This is a genomic window from Asanoa iriomotensis, from assembly GCF_016862515.1.
Taxonomy (GTDB): Bacteria; Actinomycetota; Actinomycetes; order Mycobacteriales; family Micromonosporaceae; genus Asanoa; species Asanoa iriomotensis.
Genome location: NZ_BONC01000033.1, coordinates 66,327 through 90,634, shown reverse-complemented (window position 1 = coordinate 90,634; position 24,308 = coordinate 66,327). Strand labels below are relative to the sequence as shown.

Sequence of the window (24,308 nt, the reverse complement as noted above, 5' to 3'; positions counted from 1 at the left end):
GAGCGCAGCGGGCGCAGCGGGCGCAGCAGGCCGACCGAAGGGAGGCGGCATGAGTGACGTGCACGCCCTGTCCGGGGCTTACGTGCTCGACGCGCTGACCGACATCGAGCGCGCCGCGTTCAAGCGGCACCTGGCGAGTTGCGCGACCTGTGCGATCGAGGTCGCCGAGCTGCGGGAGACGGCGGCCCGGCTGGCCGACGGCGCCTGGTCGGTGCCACCACCCGCGCTCCGCGACAAGGTCTTCGCCGAGGTGTCCCGGACCCGCCAGGACGCACCCGTCGCGGCCAAGCCGATCCGCCCGCAACGCAACCGCCGCCTGTTCACGGTGGCCGCGGCCGTGGTCCTGGCCGCCGCGGCGGCGACGGGCACGTTCGCGGTCCAGGAACGCCGGCTCGACGACCAGCGCACGGTCGCACAGGCCGAGGCCGCCCGGGTCACGGCGGTCCTGTCCGCCCCGGACGCCGCGCTCCGCTCGGCGACGTCGGCCAGCGGCGTCCGCCTGACGGTGGTGACGTCGCAGTCCCGCAACGAGGCGGTCCTGACGATGTCCGCCGACCGCCCGGCGGGTGCCGACCGCACCTATCAGCTCTGGATGCTCGACGGCAGCACGGCCGTCAACGCGGGCGTCCTGCCTGTCGGCACGACCTCGGCCACCCGCCTGCTCTCGGGCGCGGCCGCCGCGGACGCGTTCGCGGTGACCATCGAGCCGCCGAGCGGCTCGGCGACGCCGACGCTGCCGACGGTCGGCGAGGTGTCGGTGGCGTGACCGAATAGCACTCGACGGCCGCCACCACCCGGGGCGACCATGCTCGGCATGCGCAACACAGGGTCCGCGGGCGGCCGGCAACGGGCGGTGCTGGTCGACGTCGACGGCACGCTGGCCATCCGCGGGAGACGGTCGCCCTACGACTGGAGCCGGGTGGGCGAGGACCGGCCCAACCCCGCGGTGGTCGAGCTCGTCCAGACCATCGCGGCCGCCGGGCGGCACCGCATCGTCGTGATGTCCGGGCGCAAGGAGCAGGCCCGCCGCCAGACTGAGATGTGGCTCGATGCGCAAGGCGTCGACTTCGCCGACCTGTTCCTGCGCGCGGACCACGACGACCGCCCGGACCACCGGACCAAGGCCGACCTCTACCGCCGCCTCGTCGCGCCGCGCTACGAGGTCGCCTTCGTCATCGACGACCGCGACAGCGTCGTGCGGATGTGGCGCAACACCTTCAAACTCACGGTCTGCCAGGTCGCCGACGGCGACTTCTGAGGTGCCGGTCAGTAGCGGGCGGAGATGTCCCAGCGCTCGACGGCCAGGTCGCCGCGCACCGCGTACAGGTGGCTCCACATGTTGGTGGTGGTGCAGGCGTGGTTCGGGACGAGCCGCACCAGGTCGCCGACCGCCAACGGGACGGGACCGTCGTCGAGCAGGAAGCCGTGCTCCTCGTTGGCGTCCGCGAACGTGACGCCCGGCCGGTCGAGCACCAGGCCGAACGAGCCGGCGAGGGCGATCGCGTCGGAGCTCATCGCCTTGCTGCCCGCGTCGATGATCGGCCGCCCGGCCCGCTGCACCGACGCCACCCGGGCGAGCACGGTTTGGGCGCACTGCTCGAGCGTGCAGCTGCCGACCCGGGTCTGGTTGGCGTCGAAGTACACGTAGGTGCCCGCTCGCGATTCCGTCACCCCGGGCACGAACGGCGTCGACGTGGCGCCGGGCGTCGAGCCGACCGAGACCACCTCGACCTCGTGCCCCGCCGCGCGCAGGTCGGCGGCGACCGAGACGAGCAGCGTGCCCGCGGCGGTGCCGGCCCGCTCCAGCGAAGGGCGGTCCGGTGCGGCGGAAACGTGCCCCTCGTGGGTCAGCACGCCGCGCAGCCGCAAGCCTGGCAGGGCCGCGAGCGCACCGGCCGTGGCGACCGCGGTGGCTGGCTCGACGCCGAGCCGGGCGTGGCCGGTGTTGACTTCGAGCACGAACGGCACGGTCACCCCGGCGGCCGCCGCGGCAGCCGATAGCGGTCGCGCCGCCTCCACCGAGTCCAGCGACACGGTCAACCCGCCGCCGTGCTGCGCGACGGCGTCCACGACGAACGAAACCTTGCGGTGCCCGATCGGGATGTGCGCCCAGAGCAGGTCGGCGACGCCGTGGCTCTGCAGCCAGGCGACCTCGGCCGCGGTCGAGCACGTGAAGCCGATCGCGCCGGCGTCGAGTTGGCGGCGGGCGACCTCCCAGCACTTGGAGGTCTTCACGTGGGGGCGCAGCGCCACGCCGGCGGCGCGCATCGCGCCCGCCATCGCGAGAATGTTGCGCTCCAGCCGGTCGAGGTCGACGAGCAGTGCCGGCGTCGGCAGCGCGGAGAGGGGAATCATGCCAACCCTAACGTGGCGCGCGCGTCAGCGTCGAGCGGCGCGGGCGCGGTCAGGGCAGGTCGCCGATCCGGTCGACGATCGCGGTGCGCAGGCGTGCGGTGCTGACGTTGAGCACGTCCGAGTCTCCGCGGGCCAGCAGGTCCCGGACGCCCAGGAAGGTCAAGGTTTCCCGGTCGAAGACGAGGTCGATCGAGCCGCCGATCACGCCGGGCGCGCGAAGGCCGACGCCGCTGCGGCCGGCCGCGTCCTCGACGTGGCCGGGCGCTACGGTCACGCCCGGCACCTGCGCCATCGCCTCGAAGAGGGCCGCACGGGACGCGGGCGGGAGGTAGCCCTCCAACCACCAACTGGCGGTGGTGAACACCATCGACGGATCGGCGTACACGGCCGCCTCGTCGGCGCCGGCGGGCAGCTCGAGATCCAGCGGGTGCGCGCGCAGGTAACCGAGCATGCCGTCGGCGTCGGTCGGCAGTCCGGCGAGGTAACCGGCCGGACGGGGGCCGTCCGGCAGCGCGGCAGGCGCCTGCCACTGGCTTCCCGGGGTCTCGTCCCGGAAGCGCTGCTGCCACTGGTCGCCGGCACCGGCGGTCACCCAGCGCTGGATCCGGCGCGTGGAGTAACGGTCGACTGCGGGATCCGGTCGCAGCTTGACGAGCTGCTCGGTGAAGACCCACTGATCCGGCCGCGCGGTCAACGGCGGTTCCCGTAGCGCCGCACGGGCCGCGCCCTGCAGGATGAGCGCCGCACTCGCGGGTGCCGGCCGCTCGCCGACCAGCGGCACCGCGACCGCGCCGCCGGTCAGCGTGACGGCCGCCGCGGTCAGCACCACTCGCCGCCGCGACCACAACGGAGCGGGGACGGGCCGGGTGGCGACGTGTGCCCGGAGCTCGGCGAGCAGGCGCTCCTCGAAGCCGGAAAGCATCTCGGTCTCCTCAGCTGGGGTGGGCGATCGAAAGGCGGACGGCCCGGCGGGCACGGTGCAACCGCACCCGGGCCGCGACCGCGGTGATGCCCAGCACCTGGGCGGCCTCGGCCGTGCTGAGCCCGTCGACCGCGACCAGTTCGAGCAACGCCCGCGTGTCTTCGGGAAGCGCGCGGATGGCCTCGTACGTCCGGCGGGCGATCGCCTCGGCGTCGATCCGCTCCTCGATCCGGGTGAGGTCGTCCGCGTCGAGCACACGGCGGCCGGCGACCTCCGCGGCCGCCTGCCGACGCCGATGCCAGCGCCGCTGCTCGGCGGCGATCACGTTGCGCGCGACGCCGAAGAGCCAGCCGACCTCGCTGCCCCGATCGAGGCGATAACCGCGCGCCGACTCGATCGCCGCGAGGAACACCTCGGCTGTCAGGTCGGCGACGGCATGTGGATCGTCCACCCGCCGGGCCACGAACCGGCCCACCACCTCGACGTGCGAGCGGTAGAACTGCTCGAACGCGTCGGGGTCGTGCCCGATGGTGGTCACGTCGTACGGCGACATCGGCCCTCCCGCCTTTACCCCTTTCTTGGTCCGGGACGCCACGAGCGTTACACGAAGCCGCCCGGGTCCACGTTGGACCCGGGCGGCTCGGTTGGCGAACGGTCAGTCGCAGGCGGCGCCGTTCAGGCGGAAGTTGCCCGGGCGGCCCGTGCCGCTGCCGCTGGCCAGGAAGCCGAAGTTGGCGCTGGCGCCGGTGGTCAGGCCGCCGTTCCAGACCTCGTTGCGAGCCGTGACCTGGCGACCGGACTGACTGACCCGGGCACCCCAGGCGCTGCTGATCCGCTGGTTGCCGCCGAAGGTCCAGGTCAGCGTCCACGAACCGACCGACGCGCCCTCGTTGGTCACCCGGACGTTGCCGAGCAGCAGGCCGGGCAGGCCGGTCGCGCCATAGCTGACGGAGCACTCGGCATCCGGTTCCGCGGGCGGCTCGGTCGTCGGCGGATCAGTCGGCGGATCGGTCGTGGGCGGGTCGGTCGGTGGGTCGGTCGGTGGGTCGGTCGTCGGGTCGACCGTCGGCGAGCCCGACGAAGACGGCGACGATGACGGCGAAGGCGTCGGGCTGGTCACCGTGAACCTGAAGATGCGGTCGTCGCTCGCGGTCGGGTTGCCGCGCCCGTCCCGGTTGCTGGTCGCCACCCAGAGCGAGCCGTCCGGCCCCTTCTCCGCCGTCCGCAGCCGGCCGAACCGGCTGTTGAGCGCCGCCGTCGGCGCACCAGCGCCGCCGTTGCCGTCGAGTGGCACCACCCAGAGCCGGTTGCCGCGCAGGGCCGCCACGAACAGGGTGTCGTCGATGACGGTCGCGCCGCTCGGCGAGGCCTGGTCCGGGGTCCAGGTGACGATCGGGTTGCGGTACGCCGGGTTCGTGCCCGTGCCCTCGACGACCGGCCAGCCGTAGTTGCCACCCGGCACGATCCGGTTGACCTCGTCGAACCGGTCCTGGCCGAACTCGGTCGCGTACAGCCGGCCGGCGGAGTCCCAGGCCAGGCCCTGCACGTTGCGGTGGCCGGAGCTGTAGATCAGCGAGCCGACGGTCGGGTTGTCGCCCGGCACGCTGCCGTCCGGACGCATCCGCAGGATCTTGCCGTTGGGGCTCGCCGGGTTCTGCGCGCTGTCGCGGTCGCCGGCGTCACCGACGCCGGCGTAGAGCATGCCGTCGGGGCCGAACGCGATCCGGCCGCCGTTGTGCGTGTCGCCCTTCGCGATCCCGGTGATGATCGGCGTCTGGTCCGCCATGTCGGCCAGCTTGAAGCGGACGATCCTGTTGTCGGTGGCCGACGTGTAGTACGCGTAGACCAGGCCGTCGGTGGCGTACGAGGGCGAGACGACCAGGCCGAGCAGCCCGCCCTCGCCGGCCGGCACGACGCCCGGCACCGGCCCGACGATCAGGGTCGGCATCCCGGGGCGGACCCGCAGGATCTGCGCGCGGTCCCGTTCCGCCACCAGCGCGCTGCCGTCCGGCAGGAAAGTCAACCCCCACGGCACCCGCAGGTTGCTCGCGGCCGTGGTCGGGTTGGTGTAGTCGACGCTCGGCGCGGCGGCCAGGACGGTCCGGTCCGTCGGCCGGTCCACCGCGACGGCTATCCCGGCGACGCTCAACGCGACGCCGGCCACCGCGGCGGCGGCGGCGATGGCGGGTTTGTGCATGGGCATCTCCCGAAGCGAAGGGGGCTTGCCTTCGCCACGGTGCCAGCCGACATGAATCGGTTACGCCCAGATTGGACAATTAACGCAAAATGGTGAATCCATCTAAATGGCCCACTGGCCAAACCCGGATGGGCTAAACGCCGAGGTACGAGCCGTCCACCCAGTCCGTGACGATCCCGGCGTAGCTGGCCGGCTGTTCCTCCCAGGCGGCGTGTCCACAGTCCAGCACGTCGAGGCGGCAGGCCGGCAGCTTCTCGTTGAGCACCTCGGCGTCGCGGGCGAGGCCATAGGGGTCGTCGCGGCCGGCGATGATCTGCACCGGCGTCCGGACCGTCGCCAGCAGCGGGTCGAGGGCGGCCAGATCGCTCGGGTACGACCGCAGATAGGCCAACGATCCAGCGAACCGGTCACCGGCGTACGAGGCTTCGTAGTCGTCGCGGATCTGCCGGGGCAGCCCGTCACCCACGAAGCTGTCCACCACCCGCCGCCCGTCGGGCTGCCCGACGTCCTCGGTGACCAGCGTGCGCAACTCCCCCGCGAGGGTCAGCGGGTGGGTCGCCGCCCCGCCGCCGACCACGACGCTGCGGAACAGGTCCGGTTGCGCGGCCGCGGCGAACAGCAGCGCGGCGGTGCCGACGTCGGGGCCCACCGCGTGTGGCTGTTCGAGGCCGAAGTGGTCGACGAGGTGCGTGACGAACTCGCCCATCACGCGTGGCGACATCAACTCCGCGCGCCCCTCGGACCGCCCGAAGCCCGGCAGGTCGACGGCGATGACCGGGCGCTCCGCGGCGAGCGCGGCCCAGATCGGCGCGTACGCGTAAAGGCTTTCCGGCCACGGGCTCAGCAACAGCAGGGTGTCCGCCTCCCGGTCGTCGCGGCCCACCGGGCTGGCGACGTACCGGATACCCAGGTCGTCGATGACGTCGAACCGCTCCTCGTCCATCCAGCCAGCAGAACGCGTCGGCCCATCCCCCGAATCACCTGAATACGTGAGCGCCGCTCGCTAAGTTGTGGAAGGTGGCACGGGTGGTTCTGCGTGGACGCTCGGCGGCGATGTCGGCGGCGATGCCGACCCTGCGCCGGGCGGCCCGACACGGTCAGAGCGGCATGCTGGTGGTGACCGGCGAGGCGGGAATCGGAAAGACCGCCGTACTCGACGCGATCGGCGCACAGGCCACCGGGATGGGCTTCCACACCGGGGCCGCCAAGGCCGACGAGATCGGCCGCATCTCACCGGGCGCACCGGTGCTGCTGGCCATGCGCAGCGGCGCCAAGCCGCTGCTGGACAGCACCGCGATCGCCGAGTTCGACGGCCTCGTCGACCATCCGCTGGTCCTGCTCGACCGGGTCGGTGCGCGGCTGGAGCGGGTGGCCAGTGTGGCACCGGTGCTCATCGTGGTCGACGACGTGCAGTGGGCCGACCAGCTCAGCCGGCTCGCGCTGCGGGTGCTGCCCGAGCGGCTGGCCGGCGACCCGGTGGTGTGGCTGTTCGCCGCCCGCGACCCGGCCGACGAGCTGACCACCCCGCCCGCGCCGAGCGTCCGGCTGGAGACGATCCCGCTCGGTCCGCTCGGCGCGGCCGACGTCGCCGCCATCGCCCGCGACCGCTTGGGCAAGCCCGCCAGCGCGGCGACGCAGCGGATGCTCGACGGCGTCGGCGGCAACCCGTTCCTGGTCACCCAGATCCTCGACGGCCTGGCCCGCGGCGACCCGGACGGCGTGCCGCCGGCCGGCTTCGTCCGCGCGGTGGAGGCCGCGCTCGACCGGCTGCCGGACCGCACCGTCGTGCTGCTCGCCGCGGTGCTCGGCCGGGCGTTCGCGATCGACGAGGCGCAGCGGATCGTCCCGTCGGTGTCCAGCGCGGACGTGCATCGGGCCGTGGCGGCAGGGCTGCTCACCCGCGACGGCCATCGCATCCGGTTCCGGCACGACCTGGTCCGCGAGACCGTCTACTCCGGACTGTCCGACGACGTGCGCCAGGACCTGCACCGGCGCTGCGCCCGCTACCTGCTGGCCTCCGGGCACGACGCGCTGGCCGCGGCGCCGCACGCCCGGGCCGCCGCGACGCCCGGCGACGAGGAGAGCGCGGCGATCCTCTGCGAGGCGGGCCACCAGGCGGCCGGCCCGTTGCCCGAGACCGCCGGCGATCTGGTGCTCGAGGCGTTCGAGCTGATCCGGCCCGCGCAGGAGTCGTGGGAACCGACGGGTGAGCGGTGCGTCGACGTGCTGCACCGGGTGCAGCGCTGCACCGACGCGGTGCGGATCGCGGACGCCGTGCTGGCCCGGGCGCACGACGCCGAGACCTCCGCGCGGATCCAGGTGCTCGCGGCAAATGCGCTCTGGCGGATCGGTCGCCCGGCGGAGTCCGTGGCCCGGATCGACGAGGCGCTGTCCGCACCCGGGGTGTCGGCCGCGCTGCGGGCGCGGCTCGGCTCCGCGCGGGCTCTCGCGCTGACCCGGATGGCGCCCGCCTGGCGGTCGCGCCAGGCGGTCGAACCCGCATTGGGGGACGCCCGGGCGGCCGGCGACCACGACGCGACCATGCTCGCGCTGCAGGCGATGGGCGAGCTGGCGCGCAACAGCGGCCACCACGCCGAGTCGCTCGCCTACTTCCGTGAGCTGCGTTCGGTCACCGGCACCAGCTACCTGGCCGAGGAGATCCTCGAGCTGCAGTTGCTCGACCGGTACGTCGACGCCGGCACACTCCTCGAGGCCGCGCACCGGGACGACCACGGGGGCATCGAGGCGACCCTGCCGTCGGTGACCGCCGCGCAGATGTGGCAGGACTTCAACCTCGGCCGGCTCGACGACGCCGAGGCCGGGGCCCGCACACTGGTCACCATCGGCCGCGAGCTCGGCGACCACGGGCACGAGCTGGACGCCGTGCTGGTGTTGAGCGCCGTCGCGCTGCTCCGGGGCGAGCTCGCCGAGGCCGCCGACCGGCTGACGCCCACCACGGCCGGCGGCAACGCGGACGAGTCGGTGCGGCTGCCCGGCCTGACGCTGATGGAGGGCTGGCTGGCCGCCAGCGACGGCCGGAACGCCGAGGCCCGCACGATCCTGCGCCCGCTGCTGTTCAACGCCCGCGACTCGAGCGCGGACTGGCCGTGGTGGCCCGGCTGGATGCGGATCTTCGTCCGGGTCGGCCGGGCCACCGGCGACCAGCGGTTCAGCGGCGAGGCGGCGGCGATCGCCGCCGAGGGCGCGGCGCGCAACCCGGGTGTGGCGAGCTTCGAGGGGGTGGCGCTGGCGACGCGCGGCCTGGTGCAGCTCGACCTGGACGCGTTGACCGCGGCGAACGCGGTGCTCGACCGCAGCCCGCGGCCGATGCTGCGGGCCAACGCCGCCGAGGACCGGGGCCGGCTCCTGCTCGGCTACGGCAAGCGCGCGGAGGGGCTCGCGGAGCTGGACCGGGCGTGGTCCATCTACCGCGGCATCGGCGCGCGGTCGGCGATGGTCGACGTGCAACGGGTGATGCGCCGGGCCGGCGCCCGCCGGGCCAAGTGGGAGACCGACGCGGCCCGCCCGCGGCAGGGCTGGGCGGCGCTGACCGACGCCGAGGTCAAGGTGGCGGAGCTGATCAGCGCGGGCAACACCAACAAGGCGGCCGCCCGGATGCTCAACCTCTCACCCAACACGGTGAGCACCCACCTGCGGTCGATCTTCACGAAGCTGGACGTGCAGTCGCGGGTGCAGCTCACCAACGCGGTGCACGCGATGCGCCCGCCGGCTGGTTAGGAACGGTCCGTTCCAATCGGAAAGCGATTGGAACGGACCGTTCCTTACGCCCATGGCTCAGGCGCCGATGTTCTTGTTCCACACGCTCCAGGTGACCGCGATGCCAGGCTTGGCGAAGTCGCCGTCAGGCCAGTTGGAGGCCGGGCTCGCCACCGAGGCGCCGGAGATCTCGCCCGGGTGCTGCACGGCGACGAACACGCTCTTGTTGTCGTCGGTGATCCACGGGCCGCAGGTCTCGGCGCCGAACGGGACGCTCAGGAACTGCTTGAGGTGGCCCTTCTCGGGGCCCTCCAGCGGCACCGCGAACAGGCCGTCGTTGCTCTGCAGCGCGTTGCCGTCGGTGGAGATCCAGAGGTTGCCGGCGCCGTCGAACGCGACGTTGTCGGGGCACGAGATCGGCGAGACCTTGGTCTTGTCGTACCCCATGAAGTAGGTCGCGGGGTCCGTCGGGTCGCCGCAGACGATCGGGATCTGCCACGTGAACGTCGTGCCGGTGTGGTCGTCGTTGTCCTCGGTGATCTCGAGGATGTGCCCGTGCTTGTTGGCGTTGCGCGGGTTGGCCTCGTCCGCCGCCGGGTTGGTGCCGACGCCGCGGTTGGTGTTGTTGGTCAGCGCGACGTAGATCTTGCGGTTGACCGGGTTCGGCTCGACGTCCTCGGGCCGGTCCATCTTGGTGGCGCCGACCTTGTCACCGGCGAGCCGGGTGAACACGAGCACCTCTTCGACGGTCATGCCCTCGACCATCGACTTGCCGCCCTTGACCAGCGGGATCCACGTGCCGGTGCCGTTGAAGGCGCCGTCGGTGGGCAGCTTGCCGGTGCCGTCGATCTCGGTCGCCGAGGTGAAGCCGAGCTTGGCGACGTAGAGCGTGCCGGACTCCAGCACGGTCAGGTTGTGCTTGCGGGCCTCGGGCGTGTTGCGGCCGTCGACCTTCTTGTCGGAGACGAACTTGTAGAGGTAGTCGAACCGCTCGTCGTCACCCATGTACGCGACGGCCTTGGCGTCCCGCGACTTGATGATGTTGGCACCCTCGTGCTTCACGCGGCCCATCGCCGTGTGCTTGCGCGGGGTGGAGCCCGGGGTGAACGGGTCGAACTCGACGATCCAGCCGAAGCGGTTGGCCTCGTTGGGGTTCTTCGTCAGGTCGAAGCGCTCGTCGGCCCGGTCCCACTTGCGGCTGCCCGACGGGTAGTGGTTGACGGTGTCGATGCCGTACCGGTTGAACCGGGCCTTGGCGTCGCCGGTCGAGGTCTCCGCACCGACGAAGTACTGGTTGAAGTTCTCCTCGCCGGACAGGATCGTGCCCCACGGCGTGACGCCACCGGCGCAGTTGTTCAGGGTGCCGATCACGTCGGTGCCGGTCGGGTCGGCGGCGGTCTTCAGCAGGTCGCTGCCCGCGGCCGGGCCGGTCATCTTGAAGTGCGTGGTCAGGGCGGTGACACGCCGGTTGTACGGCCGCGAGCCGCTCTTGACCAGCACGTACTCGCCGGTCTTGCCGACCCGCTCGATCTCGACGACCGACATGCCGTGCGCGGCCATGGCGATCTTGACCTGCTCGAGGCTCAGCGCGTCCTGGCTGACGAAGTTCGGGAACATCAGGTCTTCGTTGGTGTACTCGTGGTTGCACACCAGCAGGGCCCGGGTGGCGTTCTTGTCCAGCGGCAGCACGGCGACGAAGTCGTTGTTGTAGCCGAACTGCTTGAGCTGGGCGTCCAGCGTCTGGCCGTGGACGTTGAACTTCGGCGCGCCGGGGACCACGGTGTCGCCCCAGCGGATGACCACCGAGTGGTCGTAGCCGTTGGGCACGACCAGGGCGTCGACCCGGTTGGGTGCGACGGCCTTGAACGTGAGGTTGGTGGTCTGCTCGGTCATGGTGGTGAAGTCGCCGACCGGCGGCACGGCCGGTGCCGGCTCGGTGGCGAACGCCGGGCTGGCGCTGAGCACGCCCGCGCCGCCGAGGCCGAGGGCGACCGCGCCGGCCGCACCCGCCCGCATGACTCCGCGCCGGGTCACCTCGCTCTTCACCATGTCGCCGAAGTAGTCGTTATCGGAAACATTCGGCACCGGGTGGTCACACGCGTTTCCGCAGCGGTACAGGCAGGTCATGCGGTCACGACCGTGCGAAACCTTCGCCACGCCGACGATTGGCAACTGGCGGCGGATCTGGTCCGTCATTCGGGCTCTCCTCGAACCTTCGACAAATCTCTCCGTCAGGACAGGCGCACGCTAATCAGAGCAGGTAAACATGGAAAAGCCGCAATGTGAACCGCAGACGTAAAACCCCTGGTAAGGGTGTCCTTACTGGACGGCCGCGGCACGCGGACATGATGATCCGGCCATGCTCAAAACCACCCTCATCCACCCAGGCATCAACTCCGCGCTCGGGCGGGCCGGACACGGATCGACCATCCTCATTTCAGACGGAAACTACCCCCATTCAACGGGTACGAGGCCCGGCGCGGACCTCGTATTCCTGAATCTGCGCCCGGGGCTGGTGGCGGTCGACGACATCCTGGCGGCCGTGCTGACGGCAGTGCCGGTCGAGTCGGCGTTCGTGATGCGGCCGGCGGCGGGTCCGGAACCCGACATCTTCCCGGTGTTCCGCACGCACTTGGGGCCGGTCGAGCTGAGCCCGCTCGACCGGTTCGCCTTCTACGACAAGGCCCGCGAGCCCGACCTGGCGCTCGCGATCGCCAGCGGTGACACAAGGCTCTACGCGAACATCATCCTGACGGTGGGCGTGGTGAGCTGAGAAACTCACTTATCACGCCGACGGCGTGGTCACCCGCGGACAGCACACCGCAGAAGTTGAGGAACGCGTGCGGGGTGTCCGCGTACTCGACGTAGTCGGCGTCGTCGAGCCGGCCCGCGTAGGCCTCGGCCTGGTCACGCAGCGCGTCGCGGCCGGCCGCGACCACCAGCGTGGGCGGCAGCCCGGCCAGCGACCCGGCCCGCAGCGGCGCCGCGTAGACCGGGGGCCGGCCCGGCAGGTACTGCCGCTCCGCCCAGGTCGGCTCGGCCGCCACGTCGACCACCGGGTAGCAGAGCACCTGCCGGTCCAGCCTCGGCCCACCCTCGTCGCGGGCGCGCAGCACCGCGCCCGCGACCAGCGCACCGCCCGCGCTCTGCCCGCCGGCCGCGAGCCGCCCGTCGCCGCCGAGCACCCGCCCGTGTTCCGCGAGCCAGCACAGCGCGTCGTACGTGTCGTCGAGCGCCGCCGGATAGGGATGCTCGGGTGCCAGCCGGTACTCCAGCGAGACGACCGTGCGGCCGGAGGACCGGGCGAGCCGCGAGCAGGGATGGTCGAGGTCGACCACCGACCCGCCGACGAACCCGCCACCGTGCAGCCAGAGCAGCAGCGGGCGCGGTCCGGCCTCCGCCTGGTAGACGCGCACCAGGGTCGGCCCGCCGCCGAGCGGCAGGAACAGGTCGGCCGCGTGCACGGCCGGGTCGAGGCGGCCGGCGAGCGCGGTGTCGACCGGCTCCTGTCGGCCGGCCAGCAGCGTGGCGAGGTCGTCCAACTCGTCGGCCGCGCCGACGACCGTGAACCCGTCGGCCTCGGCGGTGAACCGCGGCTGCGCGACGACCCGGCGGTTCACGCCGGCACCGCCTGCAGGTGCAGGGCCGCGTGCCAGAACGAGGGCCGGCCGGGCACGGTGAACACGCGCGTCGAGAGTGGACCGACGCGCTGGCGCCAGTCGTCGTCGGTGTAGCCGGCGAGCTGGTCGAGGAGGGCGCCGTGGGTGCTCTCGAGGCGCTCCAGCAGCAGGTCGGCGGCGAGCTCGCGGCCGGCGGCCACGCCGGCGCGGTTCAGCGCGCGGCCGACCTCCGCCGTCTCGAACCGCGGCGCGAGGCTCCAGTGGTCGCGGCCGCGGTCGGCCTCGGTGAGCACGGCCAGGTTGATCTCGTCCCACATGAGCACGTGTGCGACCAGGTCGTGCAGCGACGCGCAGAAGTCGCCGAGCGGGCCGGCGGCGGTGGCGTAGTCGGCGGCGAGCTCCGGGGCGGAGAGCCCGTCGACCGCGGCGAGCAGGAGGGCGTGGTCCGCGCGCAGGCGCTCGGCCGCCGCACCCGCGGACAGGGGTTCGGTCATGCCGGCAACGCAACCACCCGGCCCGCGCGGCGCCGAGCGGGCTGACAGATCTGGTCAGCTCACCGCAGCAGCAGGGCGAGCACGTCGCCACCGAGTGCGTCGACCGCGGCCGCGTCCAGCTCGTACTGGACGTAGCGGCCCCGCCGGGTGGCCCGCGCGAGCCCGGCCGCGGCCAGCTCCCGCAGGTGCCGGTTGACCAGCGTCGGGTCGACGTGCCAGCGGGCGGCGATCTCACCGGCGGTACGCGGCTCGGTGGCGATCGCCCGCGCCACCTCCAGCCGCCCCGGGTTGGCCAGCGCGGCCAACCGGCGCAGCAGGTCCCGCGCGGCGGGCACCGGCGGCCCGGGCGCGGCCGGGTGGATCAGCACCAGCGGCCGTCCGGGCACGTCGGCGACGTACACGTGCGGGTTGATCAATGTGCTCGGCACCACCACCAGCCCGCGCCGGGCGACGTCGTGCCGCCCGTTGCGCACCTTGGCGATCGACACGCCCGCGCCGGCCACGGTGATCGACGGGTCGAGCGTGCCGAGGGCGCCGGCCGGGCCACCGGCGGCGAGGTCGAGCGCGAACCGGCGGGTGCGGGCGGCGAGCACCGGCCGCACCTCCCGCCAGCGCGCGGCGAACCAGGTCTCCCAGCTTTCCGCGAGGAACTCCAGGAACTCCGTCACCGCCGGCCCCGGCCGCTCGACCAGCGCCGCGACCTGGTCGCCGACGCCGCGGGCCCGGGCATAACGGAGTGCCGCCCCGGTGTCGCCGATCGGCCGCAGCAGCTGACCGCCCAGCCGGCGCGGCGGGAGCGCCCGCAGGTGGTCGAGCTGGGTCGCGAACTCCTCGTCGGGCCCCCAGACCGTGACGAACGGGGTGGCCCGGATCGCGCGGGTGGTGAACGCCCAGCGCCGCGCGCGGCGGCGCAGCGCGGCATCCATCGGCGGCAGGTCGACCGGGTGGTGGCCCGGGTCGCCGACCGCGTGCAACGCCGACCCCAGCTCGGACAGCGGGGACACCGCGGCGGAGACCGTGGTCAGACCGACGATCGCGACTGGCATAACGATCACAGATCGTAGCTGGGGCTCTCGGGGCCGTCCCGGGAGTACGTTGGGTCACGAAACGGTCACGCGGGGGGACGGCACTGATCGGATGAGCACGAGCGGGGTCGGCGAGACGCAGCCAGCAGGCACCGTCCAGGGTTCGGGCCTGGCGGAGATCATCGATGCCCTCCGCGTGGGGCCGTTCCGCAGGCTCTTCCTGGTGCTCAGCCTCTCGGCGCTCGGCGACTGGCTGGGCCTGCTGGCCGGTGCCGCGTTCGCGTCGTCGCAGGTGTCGGGCGCGACGGCCAAGGGCGCGGCGTTCGGCTCCGTGATCGCGGTGCAGCTTCTGCCGGCCTTCATCCTCGGCCCGCTCTCCGGCGTGGTCGCTGACCGGTTCGACCGGCGGCTCACGATGGTCATCTCCGACGTGGCGCGCTTCCTGCTGTTCCTGTCGATCCCGATCGTCGGCTTCCTCGTGAACAGCCCGGTGCGGGTGGTCACCTGGACGGCGATCGCGCTGTTCCTGGCGCAGGTCGCGGCGCAGATCTGGACCCCGGCCAAGGAGGCGGAGGTGCCCAACCTGCTGCCGCGCTCCCGGCTCGAGGCGGCCAACCAGCTCACCCTCGCGACCACCTACGGCATCACGCCGATCATCGCGGCGCTGCTGTTCAGCGCCATGGCCCGGCTGCCACGCCCGGGCGGGGTCGGCCCGGCCGACTACGCCCTGATCTTCGACGCACTGACCTTCCTCGCCTCGGCCTTCGTGGTCCTGTTCTACGTGAAGGAGATGTCCCAGCGGACGTCCAGACCCAGCCAGCCGTCGGACGACGACTCGCCGCACCACGTGCCGGGCCGCCAGGTGATGCGCGACCTGATCGACGGCGGCCGGTTCATCGCGCGCACCCGGTTGGTCCGGGGCATCGTGGTCGGCGTGCTGGGCGCGTTCGCCGGCGCCGGGGTGGTGATCGGCACGGCCAACTTCTACGCCCGGTCGCTGGGCGGCGGCGAGGCCACCTTCGGCATCCTGTTCGCGGCGATCTTCGCGGGCTTCGGCGTCGGCATCGCCGGCGGCCCCGCGCTGGTCGGCACCCTCTCCCGCCGCCGCTGGTTCGCGCTGTCCATCGTGCTGGCCGGCATCGCGGTGATCGGGCTGTCGGTCGCGCCCCGGCTGTCCCTGGCGGTCCTCGGCTGTGTGGTGACCGGAGCCGCCGCCGGCATGGCCTTCCTCTCCGGCCTCACCATGATCGGCGGTGACATCGGCGACGACGTACGCGGCCGGGTGGTCGCGTTCATCCAGACGGCGGTGCGGATCACCCTGCTGCTCGCGATCGCGCTCTCCAGCCTCCTCGTCGGCCTCGGCTCGTCCCGGGAGCTGGGCATCGGCGCGGTCGACATCCACATCTCCACGACCCGGCTGCTGCTGTTCCTGATCGGGGTCGCCGGGATCGCCGTCGGCATCGTGTCGTTCAAGCAGATCGACGACCGGCCGGGCGTGCCCATCTGGAAGGACATCTGGCACGGCGTGCGCCGCCGCCCGCTCTCGGACCCGCCGAAGAAGCGCCCCTGAGCCGTGGCACCTGACCAGGCCGCCCCGACCACCACCCAGAGCCGCTTCTCCGAGTGGTTCCTGCGCGGCGCCGAGCGCCGGGTGCTGCCGCCGCCCGGCCCGTTGCCGCGGCCCCAGCCCGAGGAACGCAAGCACAGCTGGTGGCGGGTGATGTGCCTGACCGGCCTCGACTACTTCTCCACGCTCGGCTACCAGCCGGGCATCGCCGCGCTGGCGGCCGGCGTGCTCGCGCCCCTGGCCACGATCGTGCTGGTGCTGGTCACGCTGCTCGGCGCGCTGCCGGTCTACCGCCGGGTGGCCAAGGAGAGCCCGCACGGCGCCGGCTCGCTCGCGATGCTGTCCAAGCTGCTCTCGTTCTGGCAGGGCAAGTTGGTCGTGCTCGTGCTGCTGGGGTTCGCGGCCACCGACTTCATCATCACGATGACCCTGTCCGCGGCGGACGCCACCGCGCACATCAACGAGAACCCGTTCTGGCCCGACGCCTTACGCGGGCACCAGGTGGTGATCACCCTCGTGCTGCTGGCGCTGCTCGGCGCGGTGTTCCTCAAGGGTTTCGCCGAGGCGATCGGGATCGCCGTGGTGGTGGTCGGCGTCTACCTCGCCCTCAACGTGGTCGTGGTGGTCGACGGCCTCATCCGGGTGGCCGCCCACCCCACGCTGACGAGCGACTGGTGGACGGCGCTGATCACGTCGCACGGCAGTCCACTGGCGCTGATCGGGGTCGCGGTGCTCGTCTTCCCCAAGCTGGCGCTGGGCCTGTCCGGGTTCGAGACCGGCGTCGCGGTGATGCCGCACATCAAGGGCGCCCGCGGCGACACCGAGGAGCGCCCGGTGGGCCGGATCCGCGGCGCGCACAAGCTGCTCACCACCGCCGCGGTCACGATGAGCGTCTTCCTGATCACCAGCAGCATCATCACCACGGTGCTGATCCCGGCCAGCGCGTTCGACCCGGGCGGCCCGGCCAACGGGCGGGCGCTGGCGTTCCTGGCGCACCAGAACCTCGGCGAGATGTTCGGCACCGCGTACGACATCTCGACGATCTTCATCCTCTGGTTCGCCGGCGCGTCCGCGATGGCCGGGCTGCTCAACCTGGTGCCCCGCTACCTGCCGCGGTACGGCATGGCGCCCAACTGGGCCACGGCCGTGCGCCCGCTCGTCGTAGTGTTCACGGCGATCGCGTTCTTCATCACCTGGCTGTTCGACGCCGACGTGACCGCGCAGGGCGGCGCGTACGCGACGGGTGTGCTGGTCCTGATCACCTCGGCGGCGATAGCCGTGACGCTGTCGAGCCGGCGGCGCCGCCAGCACCGGCAGACAATCGCCTTCGGGGTGATCTCGCTGGTGTTCGTCTACACGACGATCGACAACATCATCGAGCGTCCCGACGGCGTGAAGATCGCAGGGAGCTTCATCGGAGCCATGATTCTCGTTTCGATTGTGAGCCGCGTCCGGCGCGCGTTCGAGCTGCGGTTCACCAGCGTCCAGTTCGACGAGGTCGGCCGGCAGTTGCTGGAGGACTGCAAGGGCACGGTGGTACGGATCATCGCCAACCACCCGGACGCCGGCGACGTCGAGGAGTACCGGGCCAAGCTGCGCCGGATCGTCGACGAGGACGTGCTGCCGGACGTGCACGACGTGATGTTCGCCGAGGTCACCATCTCCGACCCGTCCGAGTTCGAGTCGGACCTGCGGGTCCGCGGCGAGATCCGGCACGGCCGCTACCGGGTGTTCGCGATGACCAGCCCGAACGTGGCGACGGCGCTGGCCGGCCTGCTGCTGGAGATCCAGGCGACGACCGGCCATCGACCGCACATCTACTTCGAGTGGACCGAGGGCAACCCGGCCTCGAACTTCCTGCGCTACCTGGCCTTCGGCCAGGGCGAGGTGGCACCGGTGACCCGCGAGATCCTCCGCGAGCACCAGCCGGACCGCGAGAAGCGGCCCCACGTGCACGTCGGTTAGGCGCCCACCTTTTGTTTGGTGTACGCGAGGCAGCGCTTGGTGACGGTCGACCAGGCGGCGCCGAGGATCGGCTGGCTCTCCACCTCCGACGGACGGCCACCGCGCAGCACCACGTCGGCGAAGCGCATCAGCTTCGCGTGCCCGTACTGGTCGGCGATGCACCGCGTCGCGTAGTAGCCGAGGCCGTAGGCGGCGTCGATCTGCCAGTCGGGCGCGTCGTCCGCCGGCACGAGCTTCTCCAGGTTGCCGGTGAACTTCTTCTCCCGCAGCATCCGCCGCGACGACTGCTTCCGGTCGTAGGAGCTGACCGAGCGGCCGTCCCACTCGATGTACTCGGCGATCCCCTCGGTCAGCCACCAGTTCTCACCGTTGGCGTCGTGGTAGTCGCGGCCGGCCAGCGTCGCCACGTGACCCATCTCGTGCTTCATGACCGACTCGGCGTAGCCGCCGGAGATCTCGGCGGCCTTGAGCACGATGTCCGACCGCTGGTCGCTGACCGGGATGGCGTAACCGATCGCCCAGTCCTCGGTGCCGCCGAACCATTTCTTCCACTCGCTCGGTCCGGCGAGGTAGATGACGTAGCGGTCCGGCTTCGGGCCGCCCAGGACGTACCGATCCGCGATCTTCGCCGCGCGCTCGGCGGCCGGCAGGAACGACCGGGCCCGGCTCGCCAGCGCTGTGGGCGCCGCGACGACGGCCCGCGAGCCGATCGCGGCGGTCAGCGTGCTGTATTCCCAGGGCTGGGGCCCGTAGACGTCCTTGACCAGGGAGAACTTGGTGAGCCGGAAGCCCTTCGGCGAGTCCCGCCAGGCGGTGTCGACCAGGAGGTTCTGCGGCTCGCAGGGTGACTGCACGTAACAGTGGTTGATAGCGACGCTGACGCCCCACTCCGCGTACCCGCCGACCATCTTACTGTCGAATGGTCCACTGTCGATGGTCAGCGCGAAGTCGCGGGCCCGCATGGCGCGCAGCGATCGAAACCGCCGCTCCAGTTCGGCACGCATCTTCTTGTCGAACGCCGGCTTGACGAAGGCGGCCAGATCGCCGGCGCGGAACGCCTTGTTCATCGCGCCGAGCGACTCGGTGATGCGCGCCTTGGTCCAGGCGAGCTGGACGTGCGGTGGGTCGCCGGGCTTCGGCGACGGCGCCGGCCCGGTGGGCGACGGCGACCCGCTGGCGCTCGGCGACTGCCCGGCCGCGGTGGCGGGCTCCTGTCCCGAGCCGGAGTTGAGCACGAGGAACGCCGGCACCGCCACCAGGACGAGCACCAGCAGAACTCCGAGGCCGACCAGCAGCCCACGCCTGCGCTTCGGCGGCGCCAGATCCGCGGGGGCCGGCGCCGGCACCTGCGGCGCGGGCGCTTGCGGTGCCGGTGCGTCGGGCGCGGGCGCTTCGGGTCCGGGTGCTTCCGGTGCCGCTGGCGCCGGCGTTGGTGCCGCTTCGGTCGGCGGTTCCGCCGCCGGCGGGTTCTCGGCCGTATCGTCGCCCTTGCTTGGATCGACATCCCCGTATGCCACGACGGGACACGCTACGTCCCGCGCGCACGTAAATGATCATCCGTTCGGCCGGGACCGTGGCGGTGGAGCGACAATGGCCGCATGAACGCCGATCTCGTCCGGGTCAGCAAGCGCCTGTCCGCGGTGCTGCGGCACCGCCCGGCCAGCGTCGGCCTGGCCCTCGACCCGCAGGGCTGGGTCGACGTCGACACGCTGCTCGCCGCGCTGGCCGCGCACAGCAGGCCGGTCTCCAGGGACGACCTCGACGCGGTCGTGTCCGGCAATGACAAGCGGCGCTTCGCGGTCAGCGTCGGCGCGGACGGCCGCGAGCGGATCCGGGCGAGCCAGGGTCACTCGGTGCCGGTCGCGCTCGGTCTCGCCGACCGGCAGCCACCGGCGGTGCTGTTCCACGGCACCTCGGCCGGCGCGGTGCCGTCGATCCTGCGCACAGGGCTGGTCAAGGGTCGCCGGCACGCCGTGCATCTCTCGGCGGACGTGCGCACCGCCCAGGTCGTCGGCGCCCGGCGCAGCGGGCCGGTGGCGTTGCTCGAGGTCGACGCCGCCGCGATGGCCGGCTCCGGGCATCGGTTCCAGCGCAGTGCGAACGGCGTATGGCTGACAGAACACGTTCCACCGACGTTCATCCGAAGGCTCGACGCGCGGCCGCCGGACGCGTGACCGGGCTGGCTACCATCCGGGCGTGTCCACCGACGGCCGGTTTCTGGTGTGGGGCGACAACACCCTGGCCCGCCGGCTCGCGAGCGAGCTGATCAATTCGTACGGCGTGCCGGTCACGGTGATCGTCCGGTCCGCCGACGCCGACCAGGCGCCGGACATCGCCGACCTCGAGCCGGTCACCGGCGACCCCGACCTGCGCCCGGTGCTCGTCGCCGCGGCCCGGCTCACCCCCGACGTGCTCAGCCGCGCCGGTGTCGCCGACGCGGCCGCGGTCGCGCTGGTCGAGCGGGACGACGTGGCCAACGTGGACGCCGCGATGATGGTCCGCGAGCTCAACCCGACCGCCCGGATCGTCGTCCGCGTGTTCAACCCGATCCTCGCCGAGGCCGTGACCGCGATGCTCGGCGACTGCGGCGTGCTGTCCGGTTCGGAGATCGCGGCGCCCGCGTTCGTCGCGGCCGCGCTCGGTGACGACGTGCCGACGTACGTCCGGCTGACCGACGAGTTCCTGGTCACCGCGCACCGCGACGAGCGGCCCGACCCCGACGAGGTGGTCTGCGGGCTGGCCGTGGTCGACGGCCGGACCGAGCCGGAGACCCTGCCCGCCGACGACGCGGACGCCGACCTGCTGCTGGTCCGCCGCTACGGCGAGCCGCCCCGGCCGGCGCCGCGGCCCGGCCGGCAGCCGCTGCGGGTGACCCGGCTGGTGCTCGGGCGGCGCCGGCTGCGCTACGCGCTGGCGGGGGTCGCCGGGCTGCTCGGCATCGCCACCGTGCTGCTGGCCGTCCTGCGCGACCTCAACCCGTGGGAAGCCGGCTACCTCGCCGTGGTCACCGCGCTCGGCGGGATCGAGGGCGAGGTCACCGGCACCGCGCTCGAGCACGTGGTGCTGGCGACGCTGGCCCTGGCCGGGGTCGCGCTGGTCCCGTTCGTCACCGTGCTGATCGTCGAGGCCGTGGTGACGGCCCGGCTCGCGGTCAACTCCGGCGCGCTGACCCGGCCAGTGTCCAACCACGTGGTCATCGTCGGGCTCGGCAACGTCGGCACGCGGGTGCTGCGCGAGTTGCACGGCTTCGGCGTCGACCTGGTCTGCGTCGACCGCTCCCCCGACGCGCGCGGCGTCGCGGTCGCGCGCGAGCTGGGCGTCCCGGTGATCATCGGGAACGGCAACAGCGCCGAGACCCTGCGGGCCGCCTCGGTGGCCACCGCGCGAGCGCTGCTCGTGCTCTCCACCGACGACGTGTCCAACCTGGAGACCGCCCTGCTCGGCCGGGCCCTACACGGCGCGGGGCTGCGGGTGGTGCTGCGCCTCTACGACGAGGGCTTCGCCCGCCGCGTCAAGCGCAGCTTCGACATCACCCTGTCCCGCAGCGTCTCCTACCTGGCCGCACCGGCGTTCGCCGCCGCCCTGTTCGGCCGGGAGGTGATCGACGCGATCCCGGTCGGTCGCCGGGTGCTGCTGGTCGCGGAGCTGCCGGTCGGCGCCGGCTGCACCCTCGAAGGCCGACACTCCCCCGAGGTCAACCGCCCCAACGAGGTGCGCCTCATCGCCATCCGCACCGGCCGGATCGGGCAGACGCTGTGGACGGTGCCGGAACGTCGCCGACTGGTCCGCACCGACCGGCTGATCGTGGTGGCCACCCGGGCCGGGCTCGCGGGCCTGCTCGCCCGCACGCGCCCGAACGCCGACGCCGCACCGCTGCCCGAGCCGGAGCCGCTGCGGTTGCTCACCCATCACCACTGGCCACAACGCGCGACGGAGAGTGACGCTCCGTAGGCTCCAGGGTATGAGCACCGCTGACGACCCGACCCTCCGCGCCGCCCGGCGCCAGCACGGGAACGCGATCCTGACCGCCCTGCGCGAGACGCGGGTGCAGCTGTCGCTGTTCAACCACCAGGTCGGCGCGCACGTCGAGCTCAGGGACATCGACGTCGACTGCTTCGAGCTGGTCACGCGCGAGGGCCCGCTGAGCCCGACCGCGCTCGCCCGGCGGGCCGGCCTGCACCCCGCGACCATGACCGGGGTGCTCGACCGGCTCGAACGCGGCGGCTGGGTGACCAGGGAACGGGACGCCGCCGACCGCCGCGGCGTCGCCGTGCACGCGGTGCGCGGCCGGGCCGCCGAACTGGTCCGGCTCTACGCCGGGCTCGGCCGCGCGGTCGACGACATCTGCGCCGGCTACGGCGAGGCGGAGCTGGCGCTGGTCGCCGACTTCCTGCGCCGCACCTCGCGCGCCGGCCGCCTGGCAACCGACGCGCTGGCGGCGAACCGGGCCGGCGCATGATTGCGAGTCGTACACCTGTTCGATAGCCTGTCGATCGTGGAACTGGTCGGACGATGGTGGAACGGTGACCGCAACAACAGCACCCGGCGCGACATCTGGCTCCATCGCGATCCAGACGCGGGCTGGTTCGTCCGGGCCCGGGCCGGCGACAAGGACCGCGACGTGACCTGGCCGGCGTTCCACGAGGAGTGGGCCGCGCGGGCCTGGGTCGACCGGCTGATGGCCGCGTCCACGGGCGGCCGGAGCATCTGGAGAGACCTGACCAAGGTCGTCCGCAAACCACCCGAGGGCGGCTGGCGCTCAACGGCCTGAGGGCTGTTCGATCCGCGCCGAAGCCTTATGATCGCGCGGTGCGCGCGGCAGCCGAAGTCACGCAGCGCCGCTTCGCGCCCTTCCGATCGCGTGGCAGCGTCTCGTCCTGGTACGCGACCGGCTTCGTGGTGCTGGTCGCGGCCGTCCTCCGGTTCCACGGGCTGGCCCAGCCGCAGGGCAAGCTGTTCGACGAGACCTACTACGCCAGAGACGCGTGGGGGCTGCTCACCAAGGGCGTCGAGTGGAACTACCGCGACAACGCGCCCGCATACGTCGTGCACCCGCCGCTCGGCAAATGGCTGATCGCGATCGGCGAGTGGGCCTTCGGCTACTACGACGTCGACGGTGACCAGCGGCTGACCGGCCACCTCGTCAACGCGGCGCCCGAGTTCGGCTGGCGCTTCTCCGCGGCCGTCGCCGGCACCGTCTCGGTGCTGCTGATGGTGCGGATCGCCCGGCGGCTCTTCGGTTCCACCGTGCTCGGCTGCGCCGCCGGCCTGCTGCTCGCCCTCGACGGCTTCCACCTGGTGCTGTCCCGGGTCGCGATGCTCGACATCTTCCTGCTGCTGTTCGTCCTCGCCACGTTCGGCGCCCTGCTGCTCGACCGCGACAGCCGCCGCGCCGCCCGGCTGCACGCGCTCGAGGCCGGCGACGGCGAGCCGACCGGCATCCCGTGGTGGCGCCTGCTCGCCGCCCTGCTGTTCGGCTGTGCGCTCGCCACCAAGTGGAGCGCGCTGTTCTTCCTGCCGGTGTTCGCCCTGCTGGTGCTCTGGTGGGAGGCGGGCGCCCGTCGGTCCGCGGGCGCCGAGCGGCCGTGGCGTGACGCGCTGCGCCGGGAGACGGGGTGGCTGGCGCTCTGCGGCGTCGTGATCGTCGCGGTCTACCTCGCGTCCTGGTCCGGCTGGCTGCTCACCGACGACGGCTACTTCCGGCACTACCGGGCCGACACCGGCCAGTCCGAGCCGCCGGTGATCGGCGCGCTGCAGAACCTCGTGCACTACCACCGGCAGGCGTTCGGCTTCCACTCCACGCTCGCCGAAAAGCACCCGAGCCAGTCGTGGCCGTGGCAGTGGCTGCTGCTCGGCAAGCCGGTCACGGTGCACCTCGCCTACCCGGGCGCGCCCTGGGGTCAGGCGCCGGTCTCCGAGATCATGCTGCTCGGCACCCCGCTGCTCTGGTGGTCGTTCCTGCCCGCGCTGGCCGCCACCGGCTGGCTCGGCGTGGCCCGCCGGGACTGGCGCGCATGGGCGATCCTGCTGGTCGTGGCGGCCGGTCTGCTGCCGTGGTTCTACTACGCCGTCGACGCGCACCGGGTGATGTTCAACTTCTACACCGCGCCGATCCTGCCGTTCATGGTGCTCGCCGTCGTCTACGTGCTCGGCGTGGCCGTCGGACCGTCCAGTCCGGAGACGGCCGACCGGCGCCTGGTCGGTGCCGTGTCCGCGGGCGCGTACCTGGTGCTGGTCGTGCTCTGCTTCGCCTACTTCTACAAGCTCTTCGTCGGCGAGTTCCTCCCGTACGCCGACTGGGCCCACCGGATGTGGCTCGGGAACCGCTGGCATCCGTGAGGCACTGTCGGATCCACGGCTGAAGAACCTCCGCAACCGGCGCACGGCAGCACGCGTGTAGTCGGCGATCGGCTCTCCACACGGGACGGCCGCGATCGGGGAGGATG

General features: G+C 72.6%; 21 protein-coding genes. 11 read left to right on the top strand and 10 right to left on the bottom strand.

Annotated elements, in window-relative coordinates; translation table 11 throughout:
- Window positions 1-49: 49 nt before the first annotated feature.
- Together Air01nite_RS22995 and Air01nite_RS22990 are read left to right on the top strand one after the other, a co-directional pair.
- Window positions 50-766, top strand: a complete 717-nt coding sequence (locus tag Air01nite_RS22995) for an anti-sigma factor (protein WP_203705076.1) — start codon at window positions 50-52, stop codon at window positions 764-766.
- A 48-nt stretch (window positions 767-814) separates the two neighbouring features.
- Window positions 815-1,258, top strand: coding sequence for a phosphatase domain-containing protein (locus tag Air01nite_RS22990; RefSeq protein ID WP_203705075.1), 444 nt, complete (start codon window positions 815-817; stop codon window positions 1,256-1,258).
- A gap of 8 nt (window positions 1,259-1,266) precedes the next feature.
- Here the strand turns inward: Air01nite_RS22990 and Air01nite_RS22985 are convergent, their stop codons facing one another.
- The 5 genes from Air01nite_RS22985 to Air01nite_RS22965 all read right to left on the bottom strand — a co-directional run bounded on the left by Air01nite_RS22985 (window position 1,267) and on the right by Air01nite_RS22965 (window position 6,417).
- Window positions 1,267-2,355: an alanine racemase gene (locus Air01nite_RS22985; RefSeq protein ID WP_203705074.1), complete on the bottom strand. Its 1,089-nt coding sequence runs from the start codon at window positions 2,353-2,355 to the stop codon at window positions 1,267-1,269.
- 49 nt (window positions 2,356-2,404) lie between these two features.
- Entirely contained in the window at window positions 2,405-3,277 is an 873-nt protein-coding gene (locus tag Air01nite_RS22980) for a CU044_5270 family protein (protein WP_203705073.1), read from the bottom strand.
- A 10-nt stretch (window positions 3,278-3,287) separates the two neighbouring features.
- The gene (locus Air01nite_RS22975; RefSeq protein ID WP_203705072.1) at window positions 3,288-3,830 is read right to left on the bottom strand and encodes an RNA polymerase sigma factor; all 543 of its coding nucleotides are present in this window, start codon (window positions 3,828-3,830) and stop codon (window positions 3,288-3,290) included.
- A 102-nt stretch (window positions 3,831-3,932) separates the two neighbouring features.
- Window positions 3,933-5,474, bottom strand: coding sequence for a PQQ-dependent sugar dehydrogenase (locus Air01nite_RS22970; RefSeq protein ID WP_203705071.1), 1,542 nt, complete (start codon window positions 5,472-5,474; stop codon window positions 3,933-3,935).
- Between the two features lie 133 nt (window positions 5,475-5,607).
- Window positions 5,608-6,417, bottom strand: coding sequence for an alpha/beta fold hydrolase (locus Air01nite_RS22965; protein WP_203705070.1), 810 nt, complete (start codon window positions 6,415-6,417; stop codon window positions 5,608-5,610).
- Window positions 6,418-6,500: 83 nt separating this feature from the next.
- Between Air01nite_RS22965 and Air01nite_RS22960 the strand changes: the two genes are divergently transcribed.
- The gene (locus tag Air01nite_RS22960; protein WP_203705068.1) at window positions 6,501-9,212 is read left to right on the top strand and encodes a helix-turn-helix transcriptional regulator; all 2,712 of its coding nucleotides are present in this window, start codon (window positions 6,501-6,503) and stop codon (window positions 9,210-9,212) included.
- Window positions 9,213-9,269: 57 nt separating this feature from the next.
- Here the strand turns inward: Air01nite_RS22960 and Air01nite_RS22955 are convergent, their stop codons facing one another.
- Window positions 9,270-11,387, bottom strand: a complete 2,118-nt coding sequence (locus tag Air01nite_RS22955; RefSeq protein ID WP_203705066.1) for a PhoX family protein — start codon at window positions 11,385-11,387, stop codon at window positions 9,270-9,272.
- Between the two features lie 163 nt (window positions 11,388-11,550).
- Between Air01nite_RS22955 and Air01nite_RS22950 the strand changes: the two genes are divergently transcribed.
- On the top strand, window positions 11,551-11,964 hold the full coding sequence (locus tag Air01nite_RS22950) for an RbsD/FucU family protein (protein WP_203705064.1): 414 nt from the start codon (window positions 11,551-11,553) through the stop codon (window positions 11,962-11,964).
- On the opposite strand, the gene Air01nite_RS22945 is transcribed toward Air01nite_RS22950, so the two are convergent.
- Genes Air01nite_RS22945 through Air01nite_RS22935 form a run of 3 tightly spaced genes read right to left on the bottom strand, consistent with a single transcriptional unit; the run spans window position 11,936 to window position 14,351 of the window.
- A complete protein-coding gene (locus Air01nite_RS22945; RefSeq protein WP_203705061.1) occupies window positions 11,936-12,811 on the bottom strand; it encodes an alpha/beta hydrolase fold domain-containing protein in 876 nt (291 codons plus the stop codon). The two genes, Air01nite_RS22950 and Air01nite_RS22945, sit on opposite strands and share 29 nt — an antisense overlap.
- Window positions 12,808-13,305: a maleylpyruvate isomerase N-terminal domain-containing protein gene (locus Air01nite_RS22940; RefSeq protein ID WP_203705059.1), complete on the bottom strand. Its 498-nt coding sequence runs from the start codon at window positions 13,303-13,305 to the stop codon at window positions 12,808-12,810. The genes Air01nite_RS22945 and Air01nite_RS22940 overlap by 4 nt, the downstream gene beginning before the upstream one ends.
- A gap of 59 nt (window positions 13,306-13,364) precedes the next feature.
- A complete protein-coding gene (locus tag Air01nite_RS22935) occupies window positions 13,365-14,351 on the bottom strand; it encodes an ArsR/SmtB family transcription factor (protein ID WP_203705058.1) in 987 nt (328 codons plus the stop codon).
- Window positions 14,352-14,442: 91 nt separating this feature from the next.
- Between Air01nite_RS22935 and Air01nite_RS22930 the strand changes: the two genes are divergently transcribed.
- Window positions 14,443-15,900 carry an MFS transporter gene (locus Air01nite_RS22930; RefSeq protein ID WP_203705057.1) on the top strand — a complete coding sequence of 486 codons (1,458 nt, stop codon included), beginning with the start codon at window positions 14,443-14,445 and terminating at the stop codon, window positions 15,898-15,900.
- A 3-nt stretch (window positions 15,901-15,903) separates the two neighbouring features.
- Window positions 15,904-17,862 (top strand): APC family permease, encoded by a 1,959-nt coding sequence (locus Air01nite_RS22925; protein WP_308439979.1) that lies wholly within the window; start codon window positions 15,904-15,906, stop codon window positions 17,860-17,862.
- Here the strand turns inward: Air01nite_RS22925 and Air01nite_RS22920 are convergent.
- On the bottom strand, window positions 17,859-19,379 hold the full coding sequence (locus Air01nite_RS22920; protein ID WP_203705056.1) for a gluzincin family metallopeptidase: 1,521 nt from the start codon (window positions 19,377-19,379) through the stop codon (window positions 17,859-17,861). The two genes, Air01nite_RS22925 and Air01nite_RS22920, sit on opposite strands and share 4 nt — an antisense overlap.
- Before the next feature lie 81 nt (window positions 19,380-19,460).
- On the opposite strand from Air01nite_RS22920, the gene Air01nite_RS22915 reads away from it, so the two are divergent.
- The 5 genes from Air01nite_RS22915 to Air01nite_RS22895 are packed head-to-tail and all read left to right on the top strand — an operon-like array spanning window position 19,461 to window position 24,201.
- On the top strand, window positions 19,461-20,036 hold the full coding sequence (locus tag Air01nite_RS22915) for an RNA 2'-phosphotransferase (protein WP_203705055.1): 576 nt from the start codon (window positions 19,461-19,463) through the stop codon (window positions 20,034-20,036).
- A gap of 22 nt (window positions 20,037-20,058) precedes the next feature.
- Window positions 20,059-21,813, top strand: coding sequence for a potassium channel family protein (locus Air01nite_RS22910; RefSeq protein ID WP_203705053.1), 1,755 nt, complete (start codon window positions 20,059-20,061; stop codon window positions 21,811-21,813).
- Window positions 21,814-21,823: 10 nt separating this feature from the next.
- Window positions 21,824-22,321 (top strand): MarR family transcriptional regulator, encoded by a 498-nt coding sequence (locus Air01nite_RS22905; protein ID WP_203705051.1) that lies wholly within the window; start codon window positions 21,824-21,826, stop codon window positions 22,319-22,321.
- Window positions 22,322-22,357: 36 nt separating this feature from the next.
- A complete protein-coding gene (locus Air01nite_RS22900; RefSeq protein ID WP_203705049.1) occupies window positions 22,358-22,633 on the top strand; it encodes a hypothetical protein in 276 nt (91 codons plus the stop codon).
- A complete protein-coding gene (locus tag Air01nite_RS22895; RefSeq protein ID WP_373310446.1) occupies window positions 22,630-24,201 on the top strand; it encodes a dolichyl-phosphate-mannose--protein mannosyltransferase in 1,572 nt (523 codons plus the stop codon). Before Air01nite_RS22900 ends, Air01nite_RS22895 begins: the two co-directional genes overlap by 4 nt.
- Window positions 24,202-24,308 lie beyond the last annotated feature (107 nt).

Excerpts from the sequence above, each read along its gene's own strand:
- Air01nite_RS22995 (WP_203705076.1), top strand. The coding sequence starts at position 50 with ATGAGTGACGTGCACGCCCTGTCCGGGGCTTACGTGCTCGACGCGCTG.
- Air01nite_RS22990 (WP_203705075.1), top strand. The coding sequence starts at position 815 with ATGCGCAACACAGGGTCCGCGGGCGGCCGGCAACGGGCGGTGCTGGTC.
- Air01nite_RS22985 (WP_203705074.1), bottom strand. The coding sequence starts at position 2,355 with ATGATTCCCCTCTCCGCGCTGCCGACGCCGGCACTGCTCGTCGACCTC.
- Air01nite_RS22980 (WP_203705073.1), bottom strand. The coding sequence starts at position 3,277 with ATGCTTTCCGGCTTCGAGGAGCGCCTGCTCGCCGAGCTCCGGGCACAC.
- Air01nite_RS22975 (WP_203705072.1), bottom strand. The coding sequence starts at position 3,830 with ATGTCGCCGTACGACGTGACCACCATCGGGCACGACCCCGACGCGTTC.
- Air01nite_RS22970 (WP_203705071.1), bottom strand. The coding sequence starts at position 5,474 with ATGCACAAACCCGCCATCGCCGCCGCCGCCGCGGTGGCCGGCGTCGCG.
- Air01nite_RS22965 (WP_203705070.1), bottom strand. The coding sequence starts at position 6,417 with ATGGACGAGGAGCGGTTCGACGTCATCGACGACCTGGGTATCCGGTAC.
- Air01nite_RS22955 (WP_203705066.1), bottom strand. The coding sequence starts at position 11,387 with ATGACGGACCAGATCCGCCGCCAGTTGCCAATCGTCGGCGTGGCGAAG.
- Air01nite_RS22950 (WP_203705064.1), top strand. The coding sequence starts at position 11,551 with ATGCTCAAAACCACCCTCATCCACCCAGGCATCAACTCCGCGCTCGGG.
- Air01nite_RS22940 (WP_203705059.1), bottom strand. The coding sequence starts at position 13,305 with ATGACCGAACCCCTGTCCGCGGGTGCGGCGGCCGAGCGCCTGCGCGCG.
- Air01nite_RS22935 (WP_203705058.1), bottom strand. The coding sequence starts at position 14,351 with ATGCCAGTCGCGATCGTCGGTCTGACCACGGTCTCCGCCGCGGTGTCC.
- Air01nite_RS22930 (WP_203705057.1), top strand. The coding sequence starts at position 14,443 with ATGAGCACGAGCGGGGTCGGCGAGACGCAGCCAGCAGGCACCGTCCAG.
- Air01nite_RS22915 (WP_203705055.1), top strand. The coding sequence starts at position 19,461 with ATGAACGCCGATCTCGTCCGGGTCAGCAAGCGCCTGTCCGCGGTGCTG.
- Air01nite_RS22905 (WP_203705051.1), top strand. The coding sequence starts at position 21,824 with ATGAGCACCGCTGACGACCCGACCCTCCGCGCCGCCCGGCGCCAGCAC.